Below are 20,715 nucleotides of genomic sequence, written 5' to 3' on the forward strand. Positions count from 1 at the left end.
ATTATGCCATAAAAAAGTTGAATTAAATAAATTTGTTATGAATTATTTAACTGCAATCATCGAACCAAAATTAAAGCATTGGAACCAAAGTTCTACTTGTGAAAATCCTACGTTTTTTAACCGCACTTTGTGTGTCTCGATAGAGTCTGTACGCATCACATTTTCAAGTGCGGTGCGTTTTTGGCTCACTTCTAATTCGCTATAACCATTGGCTCGCTTGAATTGGTGGTGCAAGTCAATGAGTAAATGATTAATTTTAGTATCTTCAAAACGGAATTTTTCAGAAAGTACTAATACGCCGTTTGGATTTAAACCTTCATAGATTTTGGTAAGCAATGCGATACGATCTTCAGGCGGTAAAAATTGCAAGGTGAAGTTGAGAATGACCATTGAGGCATTTTTAATTTCAACGTGGCGAATATCGTCACAGAGAATTTCTACTGGTATCTCACTATGATATGCCGCAATATGTTGGCGACAACGTTCAACCATCGGTTGAGAATTATCGATACCAATAATTTTTACGTTGGGTTGATGAATATTTCGACGTGCAGAAAGTGTGGCAGCTCCTCGTGAGCAACCTAGATCATAAACGTTACTATCAGCCGTGACGAAACGTTCAGCCAGCATACCGATTGCAGTAATAATGTTGGAATAGCCAGGCACGGAACGTTGAATCATATCTGGAAAGACTTCAGCAACGTTTTCGTCAAAGATAAAATCCCCCAATTTAGCAATGGGGGTAGAAAATAGAGTATCTTTTACCATAATGTGTTAAAGGCAGAGAGAAAGAGGCGTTATTTTAGAAGAAATTTATAAATTATGATTTAGGAAATAAATGCGACATGGCACTCTCTTCTTGTTTAATACGCACGGCTAAGATAAGCAAATAAATAGGTAGTCCAACCAATGCGGTATATTTAGCCTGACAGAAAAGCGATAAACCAATTAATTCGGGAATAATGTTTAAGAAATAATTTGGGTGACGTACGTATTTAAACAAGAAAGAGCGATTAATTTGATGTTCTGGTAAAATATAAATTTTTACTGTCCAAATCTCTTTTAGCTCATAAATCACATAAAATAGCATTGCAATAGCAAAAATTAAAATCGCCAACCCTATTTGTGAAGTGCTATTAAATGACAGGTTTTGCTTATTCGCCTCAATGATCGCCGCAAAATAAAATGCAACATGGGCAATGGACAACAGTGTGGAATTGCGTTTACCATACTGTATTGCACCCTTTGCAATGAGTGCTTTTTCATGACGAATTGAAATAGACAGACTGTAAAAACGGATCGCTAAAATACAGGCAAAAGTAATATTGATAAATAACATGTAGTTATCCTTAACGTAATTTGATCTCAACAAGCCACACAATATAACAAAAAATCTGATGATATGGCACAAAAAAGCCTTTATTTTGAACATTTATTACTTTTCTTTGCTTTTTTGATTGATTTGTCAGCATAAATAAACTTTTTATCTCTCTTGGTTTTCCGCTATAATTGCGACAGATTTTTGAGCATAATTAAAAGAGTACAAAGGATTTTGAAATGATGCGTACACATTATTGCGGAGCATTAAACCGTAACAATATCGGACAAGACGTAACATTAAGCGGTTGGGTTCATCGCCGTCGTGATTTAGGTGGCTTGATTTTTATTGATATGCGCGATCGTGATGGCATTGTGCAAGTTTGTTTTGATCCGAAATATCAAGATGCATTGACAGCGGCTGCGGGTTTACGTAACGAATTCTGTATTCAAATTAAAGGCGAAGTGATTGCGCGTCCTGAAAACCAAATCAATAAAAATATGGCAACAGGCGAAGTGGAAGTGTTAGCGAAAGAATTATGCATCTACAATGCTTCTGACGTTTTACCATTAGACTTCAACCAAAATAACACCGAAGAACAACGTTTAAAATACCGTTATTTAGATTTACGTCGTCCTGAAATGGCGCAGCGTTTGAAAACCCGTGCGAAAATCACCAGCTTTGTGCGTCGTTTTATGGATGACAATGGTTTCCTTGATATTGAAACTCCAATGCTTACCAAAGCAACGCCAGAAGGTGCGCGTGACTATTTAGTGCCAAGCCGTGTGCATAAAGGCAAATTCTATGCATTGCCGCAATCACCACAGCTTTTCAAACAGCTTTTAATGATGTCTGGTTTTGACCGCTATTATCAAATCGTAAAATGTTTCCGTGATGAAGATTTACGAGCAGATCGTCAGCCTGAGTTTACTCAAATCGATGTGGAAACTTCTTTCTTAACTGCGCCAGAAGTCCGCGAAATTATGGAACGTATGGTGCACGACTTATGGCTTGATACCATTGGTGTAGATTTAGGTAAGTTCCCAGTGATGACTTGGCAAGAAGCAATGCGTCGTTTTGGTTCGGATAAGCCAGATTTGCGTAATCCATTAGAAATGGTAGATGTAGCAGATATTGTCAAAGATGTTGATTTTAAAGTATTTAATGAGCCAGCAAACAATCCAAATGGCCGTGTTGCAGTCATTCGAGTACCAAATGGTGCAGAAATTACTCGTAAACAAATTGATGAATATACACAATTTGTAGGAATCTACGGTGCAAAAGGTTTGGCTTGGGCAAAAGTAAACGATATTAATGCTGGTCTTGAAGGCGTGCAAAGTCCGATTACGAAATTTTTAAATGAAGAGGTATGGAAAGCGTTAGCAGAACGTGTGAATGCACAAACTGGCGATATTTTATTCTTCGGTGCAGACAAATGGCAAACTACCACTGATGCAATGGGCGCGTTACGTTTGAAATTAGGTCGTGATCTTGGCTTAACTCGTTTAGACGAATGGCAACCGCTTTGGGTCATTGATTTCCCAATGTTTGAACGTGATGAAGAAGGTAATCTTGCAGCAATGCACCATCCATTCACTTCACCAAAAGATTTCAGCCCAGAGCAATTAGAGGCTGATCCAACAAGTGCGGTAGCCAATGCTTACGATATGGTCATCAACGGCTACGAAGTGGGGGGGGGGTCTGTACGTATTTTCGATCCGAAAATGCAACAAACTGTGTTCCGTATTCTTGGTATTGACGAAGAACAACAACGAGAGAAATTCGGTTTCTTATTAGATGCGTTAAAATTTGGTACACCGCCACATGCTGGTTTAGCATTCGGTTTAGACCGTTTAACTATGCTTTTAACAGGCACGGAAAACATTCGCGATGTAATTGCTTTCCCTAAAACTACGGCAGCAGCGTGCTTAATGACGGAAGCCCCGAGTTTTGCAAATCCGCAAGCATTGGAAGAGTTGGCAATTTCTGTCGTTAAAGCAGAATAAGTTTGAAATATTAGGAATGAAGTGCGGTCAGATTTGGCCGCATTTTTAATGATGCAATACAAAAATAATCAATCTGTTCTCGTTGTAATTTACACTAAAGATACAAACAGAGTTTTAATGCTCCAACGCCAAGATGATCCTGATTTTTGGCAGTCTGTTACTGGCACCATTGAAAGTGGTGAGGCACCAAAAAAAACAGCAATTCGTGAGCTATGGGAAGAAGTGCGGTTAGAAATTTCGGAAAATTCCACCGCACTTTTTGATTGCAATGAGAGCATAGAATTTGAAATTTTTCCACATTTCCGCTATAAATACGCACCGAATATTACTCACTGCAAAGAACATTGGTTTTTGTGTGAGGTGGAAAAAGAATTTATTCCAGTATTGAGTGAGCATTTAGATTTTTGCTGGGTGTCGGCGAAAAAAGCAGTAGAAATGACGAAATCCCAGAATAATGCGGAAGCTATTAAAAAATATCTTTTTAATCTCCGTAGGTAAGTATAATCACAGCTAATTATGGTGATAGCGGTTCTCTTTTGGGAAAAGCTACATCCACTCCCAACGGGGTAACACTTTTACTAACCTAGGATATACCTAGCCTAGGTCAAAACGTTTAATTAAATCAAGATCAATAAGATCAAAACAGAAGGAAATAAAATGGCAGGTCATAGTAAGTGGGCTAATATTAAACACCGCAAAGCAGCACAAGATGCACAACGCGGTAAAATTTTTACTAAATTAATTCGTGAACTTGTTACCGCAGCTAAAATTGGTGGTGGCGATGTGAGTGCTAACCCGCGTTTACGTGCAGCAGTAGATAAAGCACTTAGCAACAATATGACGCGCGATACTATCAACCGCGCTATTGATCGTGGCATAGGTGGTGGCGATGACACCAATATGGAAACCAAAATCTATGAAGGTTATGGCCCAGGCGGTACAGCGGTTATGGTGGAATGTTTAAGTGATAATGCAAACCGTACGATCTCACAAGTGCGCCCAAGTTTTACCAAATGCGGTGGTAACTTGGGAACAGAAGGTTCTGTGGGTTATTTATTTAGCAAAAAAGGTTTAATCTTAATCGCAGAAGCGGATGAAGATGCCTTAACTGAAGCAGCAATCGAAGCGGGTGCTGATGATATTCAACCACAAGATGATGGTTCATTTGAAATCTATACTGCTTGGGAAGATTTAGGTTCAGTGCGCGATGGCATTGAAGCAGCTGGTTTTAAAGTACAAGAAGCTGAAGTAACGATGATTCCATCAACAACCGTTGATCTTGATATTGAAACTGCACCAAAATTACTTCGTTTAATTGATATGCTGGAAGATTGTGATGACGTACAAAACGTATATCACAATGGTGAAATTAGTGACGAAGTGGCATCTCAACTTTAATAATGCAATAAATGGGTAATTTAATTACCCATTTTTTATAGAAATTATGAGCATTATTTTAGGTATTGACCCCGGCTCTCGCGTAACGGGCTACGGTGTGATTCGCCAAACAGGAAGACATTTGGAATATCTCGGCAGTGGCGCAATTCGTACTCAAGTTGAAGATTTACCCACCCGTTTGAAACGCATTTATGCTGGGGTAACTGAAATCATCACGCAATTTCAACCTAATATGTTTGCGATTGAGCAAGTGTTTATGGCGAAGAATGCGGATTCAGCCTTGAAACTTGGGCAGGCTCGCGGCACGGCGATTGTTGCAGCGGTAAATCATGATTTACCTGTTTTTGAATATGCCGCACGTTTAGTAAAACAAACGGTTGTGGGCATTGGTTCTGCTGATAAAGTACAAGTGCAAGAAATGGTGACTCGTATTTTGAAGTTGTCAGATAAACCTCAAGCCGATGCAGCGGATGCGTTGGCTATTGCGATTACACATGCGCATTCTATTCAACATTCTTTACATATTGCCAATTCTGTGAAAATGACAGAAATGCAAGAAAAAATGACCGCACTTTTAAAGACCAGATATAGCCGAGGACGCTTTAGATTAAAAATTTAACTGGATGTTCGTCCAGTTTTATTTTATTCTATGCGTTAATTTTTTTATCATTCGGAAGAATTATGATCGGTCGCTTACAAGGCATTCTTTTAGAAAAACAACCTCCAGAAATTTTACTCAATGTGCAAGGCGTAGGCTATGAATTGCTTTTGCCGATGACGAGTTTCTATGATTTACCAGAAATTGGACAAGAAACAACTTTATTCACCCATCTTGTTGTTCGTGAAGATGCTCACTTACTCTTTGGATTTGCCCAGAAAACAGACCGCACTTTATTTCGTGAATTAATTAAAACAAATGGGGTGGGGCCTAAATTAGCCTTAGCGATTTTATCCGCCATGTCGGTCGAACAATTTGCTTACGCAATTGAGAGAGAAGAACTTTCTAAACTCACTAAAATTCCAGGTGTTGGCAAAAAAACAGCTGAACGTTTGTTAGTTGAACTCAAAGGTAAATTTAAAGGCGTAAAACAAAGCGATTTCTTTGTAGAAAGTACGCATATTCGATTATCCCCATCTATTGAATCCCACTCGGAAAGTTCATCTGATGAAGCAATTTCAGCCTTAATTGCTTTAGGTTATAAACCTGCAGAAGCAGAAAAAATGGTAAAACGCGTTGTTAAACCTGAATTAACCAGTGAACAAGTTATTCGTGAAGCATTAAAAGCCGCATTGTAGGAAAAATATGATTGAAGCAGATAGAATTATTAGCGGGCAAGCTAAGGTTGATGAAGATGTTATCGACCGTGCTATTCGTCCTAAACTATTAGCAGATTATGTTGGGCAGCCGCAAGTGCGCGAGCAGATGGATATTTTCATCAAGGCAGCCAAACTACGTCAAGATGCCTTAGATCATTTATTGATTTTTGGCCCTCCAGGTTTGGGAAAAACAACGCTTGCTAATATTGTGGCAAATGAAATGGGCGTGAATATTCGTACGACGTCAGGGCCTGTATTAGAAAAAGCGGGAGATTTAGCCGCAATGCTTACTAATCTTGAACCGCACGATGTATTATTTATTGATGAAATCCATCGACTTTCCCCTGCTATTGAAGAAGTCCTTTATCCAGCAATGGAAGACTATCAGTTGGATATTATGATTGGCGAAGGACCCGCTGCTCGTTCCATTAAATTAGATTTACCCCCTTTTACTTTGGTTGGCGCGACCACTAGAGCGGGTTCTTTGACTTCTCCATTGCGTGATCGTTTTGGTATTGTGCAACGTTTGGAGTTTTATTCTGTAGAAGATTTAACATCTATCGTTGCAAGAAGTGCGGACTGTTTAAATCTTGAATTAGAACAACAAGCCGCTTTCGAGGTGGCTCGTCGTTCACGAGGCACGCCTCGAATTGCAAACCGTTTATTACGACGCGTGCGTGATTATGCAGATGTGCGTAATGGGGGTGTAATTTCTGTAGATGTGGCAAAACAAGCGCTTTCAATGCTGGATGTCGATGATGCCGGATTTGATTATTTGGATAGAAAATTGTTGTCTGCAGTTATTGAGCGTTTTGATGGTGGGCCTGTGGGGCTAGATAATCTTGCTGCTGCAATTGGCGAAGAACGTGATACCATTGAAGATGTGTTAGAGCCTTATTTGATTCAACAGGGTTTTTTACAAAGAACGCCGAGAGGTCGTATTGCAACATCACAAACTTATCGTCATTTTGGTTTGCAGAAATTATCAGACTAGATAAATTTAACCACTAAAAAAGCCTTATTGTACTCAATAAGGCTTTTTTAATTACTCACTATAACTTTTCAAGTTACTTAATTTTGCTAAACCCACTTCACAACTTTTTAACTGAGTCGCTAATTCCATTTGAAGAATTTGTTGTTTGCTTTGGTTTAGTTTACTTTTGATTTTACTTACTTGAATGTGGGTTCCAAGTTGTTTTTCTGCTTGGGCAATCAAATTCTCTGTTTCTTTAAATAGTTGTTCGCATTGTTTAGGCATTGAATTAGATTCTGCTAAAACAGAAGTTGAAAATAAGCATAAAAGTGCGGTAAAAAAAAGCGTGATTTTTTTCATTTTAGAATCCAAAATTACTTTTCGATAGAATAAATGTCGAAATTTTTCGCAAGATAGCAAAATATGCTTGAGCTGTCTAATTTTTTATTCAAAATTTGTGATGCGTGTCAAAATTTACCCCGAAATTATCCTCTAGGATGAAATCTTTCATGCAATCGTTTTAATCTTTCTTTTGCCACGTGAGTATAAATCTGTGTTGTAGATAAATCTGTATGACCCAACAACATTTGCACCACGCGTAAATCCGCACCGTGATTCACTAAATGGGTGGCAAAAGCATGGCGAAGAACGTGAGGGGAAAGTGCTTCAGCATCAATATCTGCGAGAATGGCATAATGTTTTACACGATGCCAGAAAGTTTGACGAGTCATTTGCTGTGCGCGCTGACTTGGAAACACAACATCAGAACTCTGCCCATTTAAGAGAACAGGGCGACCATAAAGCATAAATTGACGAACCCAATAAGCAGCTTCTTCCCCCATTGGCACAATACGTTCCTTGTTCCCTTTACCAATCACTCGCACCACACCTTGTTGCACGCTCATGTTTTCAATCGTAAGCGAAACTAACTCCGTGACACGAAGCCCCGTCGCATAAAGCAACTCTAACATTGCTTTATCACGCAACTCCAAAGGCACTTCAACATCTGGCGTATTGAGCAAATCAGACACTTGTTGCTCGGTTAAATATTTTGGCAAGCGACTGGGTAATTTAGGCGAACTTAGCACCGCACTTGGATCATCTACTCGATATTTTTCCCGATATAAATATTGGAAAAGTTTACGCATTGCACTTAACATTCGCGCGGTGCTCGTGGCTTTGTAACCTTTCTCCAAACGCTCTCCTAGAAAACCTTGCAAATCTACAGCATCTAAAGTTTCCAAAGACAAGCCGTTTTTATCCAACCAATCACAAAGTGCGGTTAAATCCAAACGATAAGATTGAACGGTATTTTCTGAAAGCCCTTTTTCAATCCAATATTCGTTAAGAAACAAATCAATGAGCGCAAGATTTTTCATATTACTTTTCTACAAGGAAAGCGATGCATCCTATTTATGCTGAACAATCAAAAAGGCATTTAACTTGCGTGGAATCACAAAAAATGCAGCAGCTGCGATGATACTCATAAATACAAATGTCATCGCTGGCGAAGTTGGATAAATCATGCCAGCAATCGCGGTGAAAATGGCAATAAGCACACCATTCGATAAACCATTATACAAACCTTGCAACTTCGCAATATGGCTTTGCGGCTGGGTGGTGATATAGCGAACAATCGCATAATGACACACGGCATAAGTCAAACTATGCATAAGTTGCAATAAGAATATCAACCAAAAATCTTCAATATATCCCATTACAACCCAGCGTCCAACGCACGCAAACGCAGAAATATAAAGTAGCACACTGATAGAAATATTTTGAAATAAGCGACGAGAAAAGAAAAATAATACAATTTCCGCTAATACTCCAATGCCCCAAAGTAAGCTCGTTTGAGAAACGGAGATCCCAATACTTGTCCAATAAATTGTGCTATACACATAATAAGCCGCATGAGAGCCTTGAATCAGCCCCACTGCAATCATGACTCGCAATGTAATAGGATTTTTCAGTAAAGCAATAAAACCAATATTATTTTGAGCGCCATCTTCAGGTATTTCATCTTTTGGGGGAATGGTCGGTTTTAAAAGCTGAATGATGGTATAGAAAGATAAAAGTGCGGTTAAAATCCACACGATATTTTGCTCGCCAACCCAACCAATCATGCCGCCGAACACCACTACGCCAAGGATAAAGGCAGAAGAGCCAATTAAACGTACTTTGCCGTAATCCAAGCCGATTTGACGTTGCCAAGTGGATGCCAACGAATCCCCAATCGGCATTCCCGCTGAATTCACAGAGGCATACAAACCGATAGCAATAAACAACAACCAAAAATTATGTGCAACTAAACTCATAGCCGCCATAATAATTGCCGATGCTAACGCCAATAGACGTAAGGAACTAATAATATGATTAGCTTTTTTAATCAGCGATGAAAAAAATAATCCGCCCGCAAATCGGAAAATATAAGCACTCCCGATCACCAAACCAATCATTTCCTCCCCATATTGTTGTGATTTCAACCATGCGGGAAAGAAGGGCAAAAATACGCCATAAGCGCAGTAGTAACCTAGAAAGCTCAGTGCGAGCCAATAAAAAGGACGAACTTGCATTAGAATAAAGTTTCCATTTCTTGTGAACGAGACAAACAAGCCTGCATAGCTTGCTCTATTGTTTGATTAAAATGTTGAGCGTCAAATACTGCTAACGCTGCCGCAGTAGTGCCACCTTTCGAGGTAACATTTTCACGCAAAGTTGAAAGTGCAATTTGCGGATTTTCGGTCACCATTTTTGCTGCACCAAGCATAGATTGCTGCACTAATTCACGCGCTGTTTTTTCATCAATATTCATTTTGATTAAGGCTTGCTGCATAGCCTCCAGCATTAAAAAGAAATAGGCAGGGCTACTTCCTGAAGCAGCGGTGACTGCGTGCATTTGAGTTTCATCATTCACCCAAACCGTTCTTCCCACTGCTCCCAATAAATCTTGTGCAGAAGTGCGGTAATTTTCACTCGTATTTTTCGGTGCAAATAAACCCGCCATACCTTCCCCCACCAATGCGGGCGTATTTGGCATGACGCGTACTATCGATTTTACGCTTGGAATTAATGCGTTCAAGCGTTCAGTTGAAATACCCGCAGCAATGGAAATTAACAATTTATCGGAAAAATCCACCGCACTTAGTGGCAAACAAACATCAGCCATCATTTGAGGTTTTACCGCAAGCAATACAACTTCCGCTTTAATTACGCTTTCCACATTATTTTCTGAAGTTGCCACGCCAAGATTGGCAAAAAATGCTCTTTTTTCCTCATTCGGATCATTCACAATAATTTGCTCGGCAGGATAACCTTGTTTCAACAAGCCAAGAATAATAGCCTGCGCCATATTGCCGCCGCCAATAAAGGCAATCAATTTGTGTTGCATCGTTTTTCCTACTTTTATGGGCTATAATACCGCACATTCTACCCTATATTGAAGGAAGTGTTACGATGTGGTTCAAAAATTTAATGACTTATAGACTGACTAAACCCCTAGATTGGGATCTTACACAACTACAAACTCAACTGGAAGATTGTCAATTCCATCCTTGCGGTGCTCAAGATCAAAGTAAATTTGGCTGGTCTGCTCCATTAAGAGATTCTGATTTACTCTATTTTTCTGTTGGAAAACAAATTCTATTAATCGCCAAAAAAGAAGAAAAAATCTTGCCGGCAAATGTGGTCAAACGTGAACTTGATGAACGCATTGAAAGCCTTGAACAAAAAGAAAATCGCAAACTTAAAAAGGTAGAAAAACAAACATTAAAAGATGATGTCGTGATGAATTTATTACCTCGTGCATTTAGTAAAAATCAGCATACGGCACTATGGATTGATACGGAAAATAATCTTGTTCATGTTGATGCCGCATCGAGTAAACGCGCAGAAGATGCGCTCGCATTACTGCGTAAATCCTTAGGTTCGCTCCCTGTCGTGCCTTTAGCCTTTGCTAATGAACCCAGCACGATTTTAACCAATTGGATCCTTCAAGATAGCTTACCGCATTGGTTACTTGCATTAGAAGAAGCCGAGCTTCGTGGCAGTCAGGAAGACAGCGTTATTCGTTGCAAAAAACAACCCTTAGAAAATGAAGAAATTCTCGCTCTTCTGCAAGATGGCAAAAAAGTAGTAAGTAAATTAGCCTTAGAATGGGAAGATACCTTAACTTTCGTTTTTAACGAAGATTGCACAATCAAACGTTTAAAATTTGCAGATACTGTACGGGAAAAAAATGATGATATTCTGAAAGAAGATTTTGCACAGCGTTTCGATGCAGATTTTGTACTGATGACAGGTATTTTAGCCAAACTCACCGAAAATTTATTAGATGAATTTGGTGGCGAAAAAGCGAGATTATAAAATCGCACTTTAATCATTCTAAAATGAAGTTTATTTTTACAATGTGAATCTAATATTCAGCGTATTCAAACCAGCTCTCTAAAATTAAACAAGCTGACACTCCATCGATTTTGCCTTTTTTTAATGCTTTAAAACCACCACGTTCAAAAATCTCACTACGAGCTTGCGTGGTGGTTAATCGTTCATCTTGTAAATGAACATTAACGCCAAAACGACCTTGTAAACGATTTGCAAATTTACGAGCACGTAGAGTGAGATCTTGTTCTGTTCCGTCCATATTTAAAGGAAGACCAACAATGACAACATCTGGTTTCCATTCTTTCAAACATTTTTCGATCGCTTCCCAATTTGGGATGCCATCTTGCGCCTTAAAAGCGGGCAAGGCTTGTGCTGTGCCAGTAATACTTTGTCCTATGGCACAACCGATACTTTTAGTGCCAAAATCAAAAGCCAGAGCGGTAATTCCCATTAACTATGCCCTACTTGCGCTAACGCAAAATTATAAGGATGAATACCAAGTAACTGATTGGCTGCAGCATAACGATCTTCATAGGGCATATCAAATAAAATTTGATCGTTAGATGACACCACCAACCACGCATTATCTCTGATTTCTTTTTCTAACTGACCAGCCCCCCAGCTTGAACATCCTAGCGCAACAAGATATTTTTCAGGCGCAAAAGTTGAACCTAGCGTTTCCACCACATCAGCGGAGGTTGTCATTGAAAGTTCCTCTGTGACTTTGTAAGTATGTTGAAAAGCATTAAGCGTATTCTTATGTAAAATAAACCCTCTTTCTGTATGCATAGGTCCACCCGCAACCACCATTTCATTACCAAAAGTGCGGTCATTTTTCATCATAAAATTGAGTTTTGAATAAAGTTCCGCAATGCTTAAATCTGTCGGCTGATTAATTACCAAACCCATTGAACCCTGTTCATTATGCTCACACATAAACACCACCGTGCGATTAAAATAATCGTCTAAATGTGGCATTGCGATCAAAAATTTTCCTTGTAATTCCATCATTCGCCTAAGTCCCCAAAACAAATTTGCAATGCACTTATCGCTGCAAGTGATGCAGTTTCAGTGCGTAAAACACGTTTTCCTAATAAAATTTCAGTAAATCCTTGCTGTTCAGTTTGGGCAATTTCTTGTGCTGATAATCCACCTTCCGAGCCAATTAATAAGCGAACACCCTCAGCAGGAATAGTCGGTAAGGTTTTAATAGAATAGTGTGCGCGTGGATGTAAATTCAATTTCAATGCACCATCATTTTCTGCACACCAATCTTGCAATTTCATCAATGGACGAATTTCTGGCACGCTATTACGACCGCATTGCTCACAAGCTGCAATCGCAATTTTTTGCCATTGTTGGATTTTTTTATCCATCCGCTCTGCGTCAAGTTTTACGCCACAGCGTTCTGACCATAATGGCGTAATCACATTTACCCCTAATTCTACGGATTTTTGAATAGTAAATTCCATTCGTTCTCCGCGAGAAATCACTTGTCCTAAATGGATTTTTAAATGGGATTCTTTATCCGCAAGCTCACGCCCTAAAATCTCTACTTTTACGGACTTTTTATTTGACTCAATAATTTTTGCTGGATAAATATGATTAGAACCATCAAAGAGTTCAAGCTGTTCGCCTTCTGTCATTCTTAACACTCGAGCAACGTGATTTGTCGCGTCTTCTGAAAGATAACATTGAGTTTGATTTTCAAGGGATATTGGATGATAAATTCTTGGTATGCGCATAATGTTTATTTATATGAATGAAAAAGTGCGGTCATTTTAACTGGTGTTTTTATAAGATATTCATCTTACGACGAATAAACGCCATCATACTGTGCAAGAGTAAAAACAATAAAGATAAAGCATACAAAGGCATATTTCCTAACACAGAATAAGGGGTTTTGCCTTCCGCAGGTGCAATTTTATAAGTCAAAGTTGTTTCAATAAATTGCGTGGCTTGTGCTAATACCTTACCTTGCGCATCAACAAAAACTGAAATCCCCGTATTTGTTGCACGAATAAGCGGTTTGCCTAATTCTAAAGCGCGCATTCTTGCCATCTGTAAATGTTGCCAAGGCCCAATAGAATCGCCAAACCACGCATCATTAGATAAGGTGAGCAAATAATCCGTATCTTGTTTCAAATTTTGTCGCACTTGCTCGCCGAAAATAATTTCATAACAAATTGCTGGCGAAAAAGCACGTTTTTTTGCGATTAAAGAGGGTTGAACTGCCTCTCCACTTTGAAATGCTGACATTGGTAAATTAAACACTGAATTAAGCGGTCGCAAAATACTTTCTAGCGGAACATATTCCCCGAAAGGCACGAGATGATGTTTATTATAACGATTTGGCGTATCTGGTTGATAAGGAAAATCTGGGTTTCCAGTAGTCATAATTGAATTTAATAACTTACCAGATTTTGTATCTTGGAATACCGTTCCAATCATAATCTCCGTTTTAGTTTCTTTAGCAGCATGCTCTAATTTTTCAAAAAATGGTGTAATTGCATTTTCAAGGGTTGGTAAGGCTGATTCAGGCAAAATAATTAAATCGGTTTTACCAAGATTTTCTGCGATTAATTTTTGATAAATTGCCAAAGTAGAATAGAAATAATTAGGATCCCATTTAAGGTTTTGTTCAATATTGCCTTGCGCAAGCGTGACTGAAATTGCCTTATTTTCAACAGATTTTACAAAGTGAATTCGCGATGAATAAGCACTTAATCCCCCTACGATAATCAATAACAAAGCATTCGATAAAACTAATTTAAGATTTTTCGTTTTAAACAAAGAGGAAACGAGATTAAAAATGACCGCACTTGCCCAAAGGGTAAAGAATGTCAATCCTGTTACCCCAAAAATCGGGGCGAGACCATAAAATGGGCTGTCAATTTGTGTATAACCAAACTGAAGCCAAGGAAAACCAGTAAAAATCCAACCCCGTAAAAATTCTGTCAATGTCCAAATCACGGCAAAAATTACCGCACTTTGCACTTTGAAACGCTGAACTAAATAGGTAAAGAGCATTGGATATAGCGCAAGATAAGCCGCAAGCAAACTGACAAGGAAATAACTCACCCCTAACGACGCACCACCAAATTGATGGATGCTAACATTAAGCCAACTTACTCCAAAGCAGAAAAATCCCATCGCCCACAAGAAAGTGGATAAAAGTGCGGTGGATTTTTTAGGATTTTTAACGACATAAAGTAAACCGAGTAAAGACACATAGGCTAAAGGCCAATAATCAAATGGCGAAAAGGCAAAAACACCGACTAAACCCGATATAAAAGCAATAAAATAAGTTAAATATTTATTCATAAATTTAATTGATAATAAAATCCTATTCAGATTTTTCATCTACATTATTCATTTCTGCCAAATGTTCATCTGGCACTGTGACTCGAAGTTGAATTAATCGACGACTATCTGCAGAAGTTACTTTAAATTGAAGATTTTTCAAAATAATTTCTTCCCCTCGTTTTGGTAAATAACCAAAAGTCTGCATAATCAGACCGCCAATGGTATCTACTTCTTCATCATCAAAATCCGTATTAAATTGCCCATTGAAATCATCAATATCGGTGAGCGCACGCACTGCATAAGTATGACGAGAAAGCTGACGAATATCCGCAATCTCTTCTTCATCAAATTCATCTTCAATATCGCCAACAATTTGTTCCAAAATATCTTCAATAGTAACAAGCCCCGACACTGCACCAAATTCATCCACCACAATGGCCATATGGAAACGCTCTGAGCGAAAATCTTTTAACATACGATCCACTCTTTTGCTTTCTGGCACAATCACGACGGGGCGCAATAATGAAGATAAATCAAACACTTCGGCATCTTCACGTAAAAATTTTAATAAATCTTTTGCGTGCAAAATGCCCACGATATTATCGCGGTCATCGGCATCGGCAATCACAGGAAAACGAGAATGTGCGGATTCAATAATTGTGTTTAAACAAGTATTTACATCTTGTTGATCTTCAATAAAAATAATTTGTGAACGAGGAATCATAATATCACGAACACGAAGTTCCGCAATTTCCATCACGCCTTCAATCATTTCACGCGTATTTTGATCAATTAAATCGTTTTGTTCTGAATCGCGAATCACTTCCACAAGTTCTTCACGATTTTTTAATTCGCCTTGAAAAAAGCGACCGAATAAAGATTGGAAAAAAGGTTTTTTCGTATTTTCAGGTTGGTTTGAATTTTGCTGTTCGTCGTTCATATTGATTTGTGTTTGATGTCTTATTGACGGCGAAAAAGTATCATATTTTAAAAAAAAGAGCAAAAAGCGAAAAGAGGAAAATCAATAAAAATAACTGCACATTGGGTTTGAACCTAAAGTGCGGTTAAAAATATACAATTTTACGGAGAGGGGAAAATTCTAGACAACAAAATATTCTTATTTTGTTTATATGACGAAAAGTACCTATGTTGTGGATAACATTGTGAATAACGGATTTCTGATTGTGAATTGATCTCGTAAAAACAGGCAAAGATCCTTATCACATCAAACTTCAGAATAAATAGGGTTATTTCCAACCAAAAGGTCTTAAACAAAAATAAACCGCACTTTTCACATTCAAAAATGGAAGAAAGTGCGGTAAAAAAATACAATTTTTAAAACAGTTTTATTCACAAAAGATCTTTTTATCATCTCTTTGAGTTATTCAATATTTCTGTGGATAAAATTGTGGTTGAGAAAATCTATAATGTTGTATAACTCAAATTAACTTTTTTAATAAAATTTCAGATTTAAATTTATTCCTTTTAATTCAACTAGTTAGAATTAAAAGAGTGAACGCATTTATAATACACAGAATACATCAAAATTTGATGTTTAATTTTTATACAGTTTGTTTTACACTGGATAAATAACGTTCCCAATCAAAATATTGACCAGGATCGATCTTACGTCCTGGCGAAATATCGCAATGTCCAACAATTCGATCTTTTGTAATCTTCGGGTAACTTTTCATTATTACGTTAGTAAGCTCTTGCAATGAAAAATATTGAGCGTCGGTAAAAGGCTGTTCATTACTCCCCTCCAGCTCAATTCCAATGGCAAAATCATTACATTTTTCTCGTCCTTGAAAATTAGATACGCCTGCGTGCCAAGCGCGATCATTAAAATTGACATATTGCGTAATTCGCCCATTTCGTTCGATCAAACAATGTGCTGAAACACGCATTTGATAAATTTCTGCAAAATAAGGATGAATCTTAGGATCTAATTTTCCTTGAAAAAAATCATCCACATATCCGCCGCCAAATTGTTTTGGCGGCAGACTAATATAATGAATAACCAGTAAGGAAATATCCTGTGGATTTGGGCGTTTATCGAAGTGAGGTGACTGAATTTGCCGACAATCCAGTATACCTTGTTCAATATCTTTTAGTTTTTGCATACTTTTTTCCTTTTTTTGCGATCAGGATCGCAGAAAAAGTGCGGTCAATTTTACAAACAAATTTTTCCTTTTCACAATGTCGTCGCTAACAAAGGCCTAATAAAAGGAAAATGAATGAAACTAACAACACAGCAAACCTTGAAAAAAGGGTTTACATTAATAGAGCTAATGATTGTGATTGCAATTATTGCTATTTTAGCCACTATCGCAATTCCCTCTTATCAAAATTATACTAAAAAAGCAGCGGTATCTGAATTACTGCAAGCGTCAGCGCCTTATAAGGCTGATGTGGAATTATGTGTATATAGCACAAATGAAACAACAAACTGTACGGGTGGAAAAAATGGTATTGCAGCAGATATAACCGCAGCAAAAGGCTATGTAAAATCAGTGACAACAAGCAACGGTGCAATAACAGTAAAAGGGGATGGCACATTGGCAAATATGGAATATATTTTGCAAGCTACAGGTAATGCTGCAACAGGTGTAACTTGGACAACAACTTGCAAAGGAACGGATGCCTCTTTATTTCCAGCAAATTTTTGCGGAAGTGTTACACAATGACGAGCTATGCTTTACTTCATACTCAGCGTGTAACCGCTCAAAATGGCGAGATCTTTACGATCTCGCCTGATTTATGGGTGCGTAATCAACAACAGCAATCCTTGCTCTTGCGGTATTTTGCTTTGCCACTTAAAGAAGAAAATAATCGTCTTTGGCTAGGGGTTGATTCTCTCTCCAATCTTTCAGCTTGTGAAACCATTGCGTTTATAACAGGAAAACCTGTCGAACCAATTTTGTTAGAAAGCAGCCAACTCAAAGAACTGTTACAACAACTTACTCCGCGCCAAATGCAAGTGGAAGAGCAAGTTAAATTCTATCAACATCAAGAAACCCATTTTGAACAAGAAGATGATGAACCTGTTATCCGCTTACTTAATCAGATTTTTGAATCTGCCTTACAAAAAAATGCCTCTGATATTCATTTAGAAACCTTGGCTGATCAGTTTCAAGTGCGGTTTAGAATTGATGGTGTTTTACAACCACAACCCTTAATAAGCAAAATATTCGCCAATCGTATTATTTCACGCTTAAAATTACTGGCTAAATTAGATATTAGTGAAAATCGACTTCCACAAGATGGACGATTTCAATTTAAAACCACTTTTTCCGATATTCTTGATTTTCGCCTTTCAACCTTACCAACCCATTGGGGCGAAAAAATAGTGTTGCGAGCGCAACAAAATAAACCTGTAGAACTTAGCTTTGCTGAACTGGGTATGACCGAAAATCAGCAACAAGCATTTCAACGCGCACTTAGCCAGCCACAAGGATTAATTTTAGTAACTGGCCCAACAGGAAGTGGAAAAAGTATCTCACTTTACACCGCACTTCAGTGGCTAAATACGCCTGATAAACATATTATGACCGCTGAGGATCCCATTGAAATTGAGCTTGATGGCATTATTCAAAGCCAAATTAACCCACAGATTGGATTAGATTTTAGCCGTCTATTGCGCGCTTTTTTACGTCAAGATCCCGACATCATTATGCTAGGTGAAATTCGTGATGAAGAAAGTGCGATGATTGCACTACGTGCCGCTCAAACGGGGCATTTGGTGCTTTCAACTTTACATACCAATGATGCAATTTCTGCCATTTCTCGCTTACAACAACTCGGTATTCAGCAGTATGAAATTGAAAACAGTTTACTACTTGTCATTGCACAGCGTCTTGTACGAAAAATCTGTCCAAAGTGCGGTGGAAATTTAATAAATTCTTGTGATTGCCATCAAGGTTATCGGGGGCGAATCGGCGTGTATCAATTTCTACATTGGCAACAGAATGGCTATCAAACGGATTTTGAGAATTTACGAGAGAGTGGTTTGGAAAAAGTTAGCCAAGGCATAACAGATGAGAAAGAAATTGAACGTGTGTTAGGTAAAAACTCATGACTAAAAAACTCTTTTATTATCAAGGTAGTAACGCATTAAATCAGAAACAAAAAGGCTCAATTATTGCGGATACGAAACAACAAGCGCACTTTCAGTTAATAAGCCGCGGGCTTACTCACATCAAATTACAACAAAACTGGCAATTTGGGGCAAAACCCAAAAATTCAGAAATCAGTGAATTACTCAATCAATTAGCGACATTGCTACAGTCCGTAATTCCGTTAAAAAACAGCCTACAAATTTTGCAACAAAATTGTACTCAAATTATGCTCAACAAATGGCTTGAACGACTGCTTCAATCCATTGAATCTGGCTTAGCATTCTCACAAGCCATTGAACAACAAGGAAAATATCTCACACAACAAGAAATTCAACTGATTCAAGTGGGAGAAATGACAGGAAAACTTTCCGCTGTTTGTAAAAAAATAGCCACACATCGTAGCCAATCTTTAGCATTACAACGTAAATTACAGAAAATTATGTTGTACCCCTCAATGGTATTGGGAATTTCTCTATTATTGACACTCGCATTACTGCTTTTTATCGTGCCTCAATTTGCTGAAATGTACAGTGGCAACAATGCCGAATTACCAACAATAACCGCAATATTGCTCTCTATATCCAATTTTCTTAAGCAAAATATTGGCATTTTGCTATTTTTCGCTTTGAGTTTTGTTCTATTTTATTACTTTTATCTAAAACGCCAGACTTGGTTTCATCAAAAGAAAAACCAACTTATCTCTGTCACGCCTATTTTTGGCACAATTCAAAAACTTTCACGTTTAGTGAACTTTAGTCACAGTTTACAAATTATGTTACAGGCTGGCGTACCGCTTAATCAAGCACTAGACAGTTTTCTTCCTCGCACACAAACGTGGCAAACCAAGACGCTTGTAAATGACATCATATTAGATAAAGAAGTGCGGTCAATTTTACAATGGGTTTCTCAAGGCTATGCGTTTTCTAATAGCGTAAGTAGCGATCTTTTCCCGATGGAAGCACAACAAATGTTACAAATTGGCGAGCAAAGCGGAAAACTCGCTTTGATGCTAGAGCATATTGCGGATAATTACCAAGAAAAACTTAATCATCAAATTGACTTACTCTCACAAATGCTAGAACCATTAATGATGGTGATCATCGGCAGTCTGATTGGAATTATTATGATGGGAATGTATTTACCTATCTTTAATATGGGCTCTGTTATTCAATGATTTACTTCACAATGTTTTTATTAGGCGGCATCTTAGGGATCGCATTGTGGTTTTACCTATCTGGTTTTATTACCCGTTTACAGCAAGAGATTTATGCGACCTACGTTGAATTATTTCCACAAAACTTTCTGTCATTTCAGCCTAGCGTTTCCTCTATTCAACAAAAAAAGTGCGGTCATATTTTGAGGTATTTTTTAAGTGTTGGAGTTGGATTTATATTTTTACAAATTGCCTTCAAAGATTCTATTTTTACTGTATGGTTCGGACTCACACTTCTTATCCTTTGGGCAATCAGTTATCTTGATTGGCACTATCAACTTATTTCTACTACACTCTGTTTATGGCTACTTACAATCGGTTTATTTGGGGCAGACAATAATTTTTCATTGCTTACGTTATCTGAAAGCATAAAAAGTGCGGCAAGTTTTTTTATTGTTTTCTACGCAATCTATTGGATTGCAAAATTCTATTACGGAAAAGAAGCCTTTGGACGGGGAGATTATTGGCTAGCAATGGCATTAGGAAGTTTTATTCATTTAGAAACCTTACCGCACTTTTTATTATTAGCCTCAGTTCTTGGAATATGTTTTTCGCTTATTCATAAAAAGAAAAAAGAATTTATACCTTTTGCCCCTTTTATGAACTTATCAGCTGTCATAATTTATTTCGTCAAATATTACTGGTATTAAAAAAAGGGGAAAACATAATATTTTCCCCTTGTT

Annotated in this window: 23 protein-coding genes; 11 read left to right on the forward strand and 12 right to left on the reverse strand. The window is 38.0% G+C overall.

What is annotated here, in order from left to right:
• Positions 1–42: 42 nt before the first annotated feature.
• Together cmoA and DQN49_RS04430 are read right to left on the reverse strand one after the other, a co-directional pair.
• Positions 43–768, reverse strand: coding sequence for a carboxy-S-adenosyl-L-methionine synthase CmoA (gene cmoA, locus DQN49_RS04425; protein WP_006996165.1), 726 nt, complete (start codon positions 766–768; stop codon positions 43–45).
• Between the two features lie 52 nt (positions 769–820).
• A complete protein-coding gene (locus DQN49_RS04430; RefSeq protein ID WP_005649040.1) occupies positions 821–1,339 on the reverse strand; it encodes an isoprenylcysteine carboxyl methyltransferase family protein in 519 nt (172 codons plus the stop codon).
• A 218-nt stretch (positions 1,340–1,557) separates the two neighbouring features.
• Between DQN49_RS04430 and aspS the strand changes: the two genes are divergently transcribed.
• From aspS to ruvB, 6 genes are all read left to right on the forward strand, one after another.
• A complete protein-coding gene (gene aspS, locus DQN49_RS04435; protein ID WP_013527496.1) occupies positions 1,558–3,324 on the forward strand; it encodes an aspartate--tRNA ligase in 1,767 nt (588 codons plus the stop codon).
• 21 nt (positions 3,325–3,345) lie between these two features.
• Positions 3,346–3,822: a dihydroneopterin triphosphate diphosphatase gene (gene nudB, locus DQN49_RS04440; protein ID WP_006996169.1), complete on the forward strand. Its 477-nt coding sequence runs from the start codon at positions 3,346–3,348 to the stop codon at positions 3,820–3,822.
• Positions 3,823–3,981: 159 nt separating this feature from the next.
• The gene (locus tag DQN49_RS04445; RefSeq protein WP_006996170.1) at positions 3,982–4,722 is read left to right on the forward strand and encodes a YebC/PmpR family DNA-binding transcriptional regulator; all 741 of its coding nucleotides are present in this window, start codon (positions 3,982–3,984) and stop codon (positions 4,720–4,722) included.
• A gap of 46 nt (positions 4,723–4,768) precedes the next feature.
• Positions 4,769–5,341: a crossover junction endodeoxyribonuclease RuvC gene (gene ruvC, locus DQN49_RS04450; protein WP_006996171.1), complete on the forward strand. Its 573-nt coding sequence runs from the start codon at positions 4,769–4,771 to the stop codon at positions 5,339–5,341.
• Between the two features lie 62 nt (positions 5,342–5,403).
• Positions 5,404–6,018, forward strand: a complete 615-nt coding sequence (ruvA, locus tag DQN49_RS04455; protein WP_006996172.1) for a Holliday junction branch migration protein RuvA — start codon at positions 5,404–5,406, stop codon at positions 6,016–6,018.
• 7 nt (positions 6,019–6,025) lie between these two features.
• Positions 6,026–7,033, forward strand: coding sequence for a Holliday junction branch migration DNA helicase RuvB (gene ruvB, locus DQN49_RS04460; RefSeq protein ID WP_006996173.1), 1,008 nt, complete (start codon positions 6,026–6,028; stop codon positions 7,031–7,033).
• 51 nt (positions 7,034–7,084) lie between these two features.
• Here the strand turns inward: ruvB and DQN49_RS04465 are convergent, their stop codons facing one another.
• The 4 genes from DQN49_RS04465 to proC form a co-directional block, all read right to left on the reverse strand.
• Positions 7,085–7,372 carry a DUF5339 domain-containing protein gene (locus DQN49_RS04465; RefSeq protein ID WP_006996174.1) on the reverse strand — a complete coding sequence of 96 codons (288 nt, stop codon included), beginning with the start codon at positions 7,370–7,372 and terminating at the stop codon, positions 7,085–7,087.
• Positions 7,373–7,497: 125 nt separating this feature from the next.
• Positions 7,498–8,391 (reverse strand): site-specific tyrosine recombinase XerD, encoded by an 894-nt coding sequence (xerD, locus tag DQN49_RS04470; RefSeq protein WP_006996175.1) that lies wholly within the window; start codon positions 8,389–8,391, stop codon positions 7,498–7,500.
• A 30-nt stretch (positions 8,392–8,421) separates the two neighbouring features.
• On the reverse strand, positions 8,422–9,588 hold the full coding sequence (locus DQN49_RS04475) for a 3-phenylpropionate MFS transporter (protein WP_006996176.1): 1,167 nt from the start codon (positions 9,586–9,588) through the stop codon (positions 8,422–8,424).
• Positions 9,588–10,403 carry a pyrroline-5-carboxylate reductase gene (gene proC, locus DQN49_RS04480; RefSeq protein ID WP_006996177.1) on the reverse strand — a complete coding sequence of 272 codons (816 nt, stop codon included), beginning with the start codon at positions 10,401–10,403 and terminating at the stop codon, positions 9,588–9,590. Before proC ends, DQN49_RS04475 begins: the two co-directional genes overlap by 1 nt.
• A 65-nt stretch (positions 10,404–10,468) precedes the next feature.
• On the opposite strand from proC, the gene rdgC reads away from it, so the two are divergent.
• On the forward strand, positions 10,469–11,377 hold the full coding sequence (rdgC, locus tag DQN49_RS04485; protein ID WP_006996178.1) for a recombination-associated protein RdgC: 909 nt from the start codon (positions 10,469–10,471) through the stop codon (positions 11,375–11,377).
• 49 nt (positions 11,378–11,426) lie between these two features.
• Here the strand turns inward: rdgC and ruvX are convergent, their stop codons facing one another.
• The 6 genes from ruvX to ampD all read right to left on the reverse strand — a co-directional run bounded on the left by ruvX (position 11,427) and on the right by ampD (position 16,824).
• Entirely contained in the window at positions 11,427–11,846 is a 420-nt protein-coding gene (gene ruvX / locus DQN49_RS04490) for a Holliday junction resolvase RuvX (RefSeq protein ID WP_005648994.1), read from the reverse strand.
• Complete coding sequence (locus DQN49_RS04495) at positions 11,846–12,406, reverse strand: YqgE/AlgH family protein (RefSeq protein WP_006996179.1); 561 nt, start codon at positions 12,404–12,406, stop codon at positions 11,846–11,848. Before DQN49_RS04495 ends, ruvX begins: the two co-directional genes overlap by 1 nt.
• Positions 12,403–13,140, reverse strand: coding sequence for a 16S rRNA (uracil(1498)-N(3))-methyltransferase (gene rsmE / locus DQN49_RS04500; protein WP_006996180.1), 738 nt, complete (start codon positions 13,138–13,140; stop codon positions 12,403–12,405). The genes DQN49_RS04495 and rsmE overlap by 4 nt, the downstream gene beginning before the upstream one ends.
• A 49-nt stretch (positions 13,141–13,189) precedes the next feature.
• Entirely contained in the window at positions 13,190–14,719 is a 1,530-nt protein-coding gene (lnt, locus tag DQN49_RS04505) for an apolipoprotein N-acyltransferase (protein WP_013525535.1), read from the reverse strand.
• Positions 14,720–14,741: 22 nt separating this feature from the next.
• Positions 14,742–15,641 carry a CNNM family magnesium/cobalt transport protein CorC gene (gene corC, locus DQN49_RS04510; protein ID WP_006996182.1) on the reverse strand — a complete coding sequence of 300 codons (900 nt, stop codon included), beginning with the start codon at positions 15,639–15,641 and terminating at the stop codon, positions 14,742–14,744.
• Positions 15,642–16,263: 622 nt separating this feature from the next.
• Entirely contained in the window at positions 16,264–16,824 is a 561-nt protein-coding gene (gene ampD, locus DQN49_RS04515) for a 1,6-anhydro-N-acetylmuramyl-L-alanine amidase AmpD (RefSeq protein WP_006996183.1), read from the reverse strand.
• 114 nt (positions 16,825–16,938) lie between these two features.
• Here ampD and DQN49_RS04520 point away from each other — a divergent pair, with 114 nt between their 5' ends.
• From DQN49_RS04520 to DQN49_RS04535, 4 genes are read left to right on the forward strand one after another with little or no spacing between them, the layout of a single operon-like run.
• The gene (locus DQN49_RS04520; RefSeq protein ID WP_006996184.1) at positions 16,939–17,388 is read left to right on the forward strand and encodes a prepilin-type N-terminal cleavage/methylation domain-containing protein; all 450 of its coding nucleotides are present in this window, start codon (positions 16,939–16,941) and stop codon (positions 17,386–17,388) included.
• Positions 17,385–18,779, forward strand: a complete 1,395-nt coding sequence (locus DQN49_RS04525; RefSeq protein WP_006996185.1) for a GspE/PulE family protein — start codon at positions 17,385–17,387, stop codon at positions 18,777–18,779. The genes DQN49_RS04520 and DQN49_RS04525 overlap by 4 nt, the downstream gene beginning before the upstream one ends.
• Positions 18,776–19,993, forward strand: a complete 1,218-nt coding sequence (locus DQN49_RS04530) for a type II secretion system F family protein (RefSeq protein ID WP_006996186.1) — start codon at positions 18,776–18,778, stop codon at positions 19,991–19,993. Before DQN49_RS04525 ends, DQN49_RS04530 begins: the two co-directional genes overlap by 4 nt.
• Entirely contained in the window at positions 19,990–20,682 is a 693-nt protein-coding gene (locus DQN49_RS04535) for a prepilin peptidase (protein WP_006996187.1), read from the forward strand. The genes DQN49_RS04530 and DQN49_RS04535 overlap by 4 nt, the downstream gene beginning before the upstream one ends.
• Positions 20,683–20,715: the final 33 nt, after the last annotated feature.

The organism is Haemophilus aegyptius, assembly GCF_900475885.1.
Taxonomy (GTDB): Bacteria; Pseudomonadota; Gammaproteobacteria; order Enterobacterales; family Pasteurellaceae; genus Haemophilus; species Haemophilus influenzae.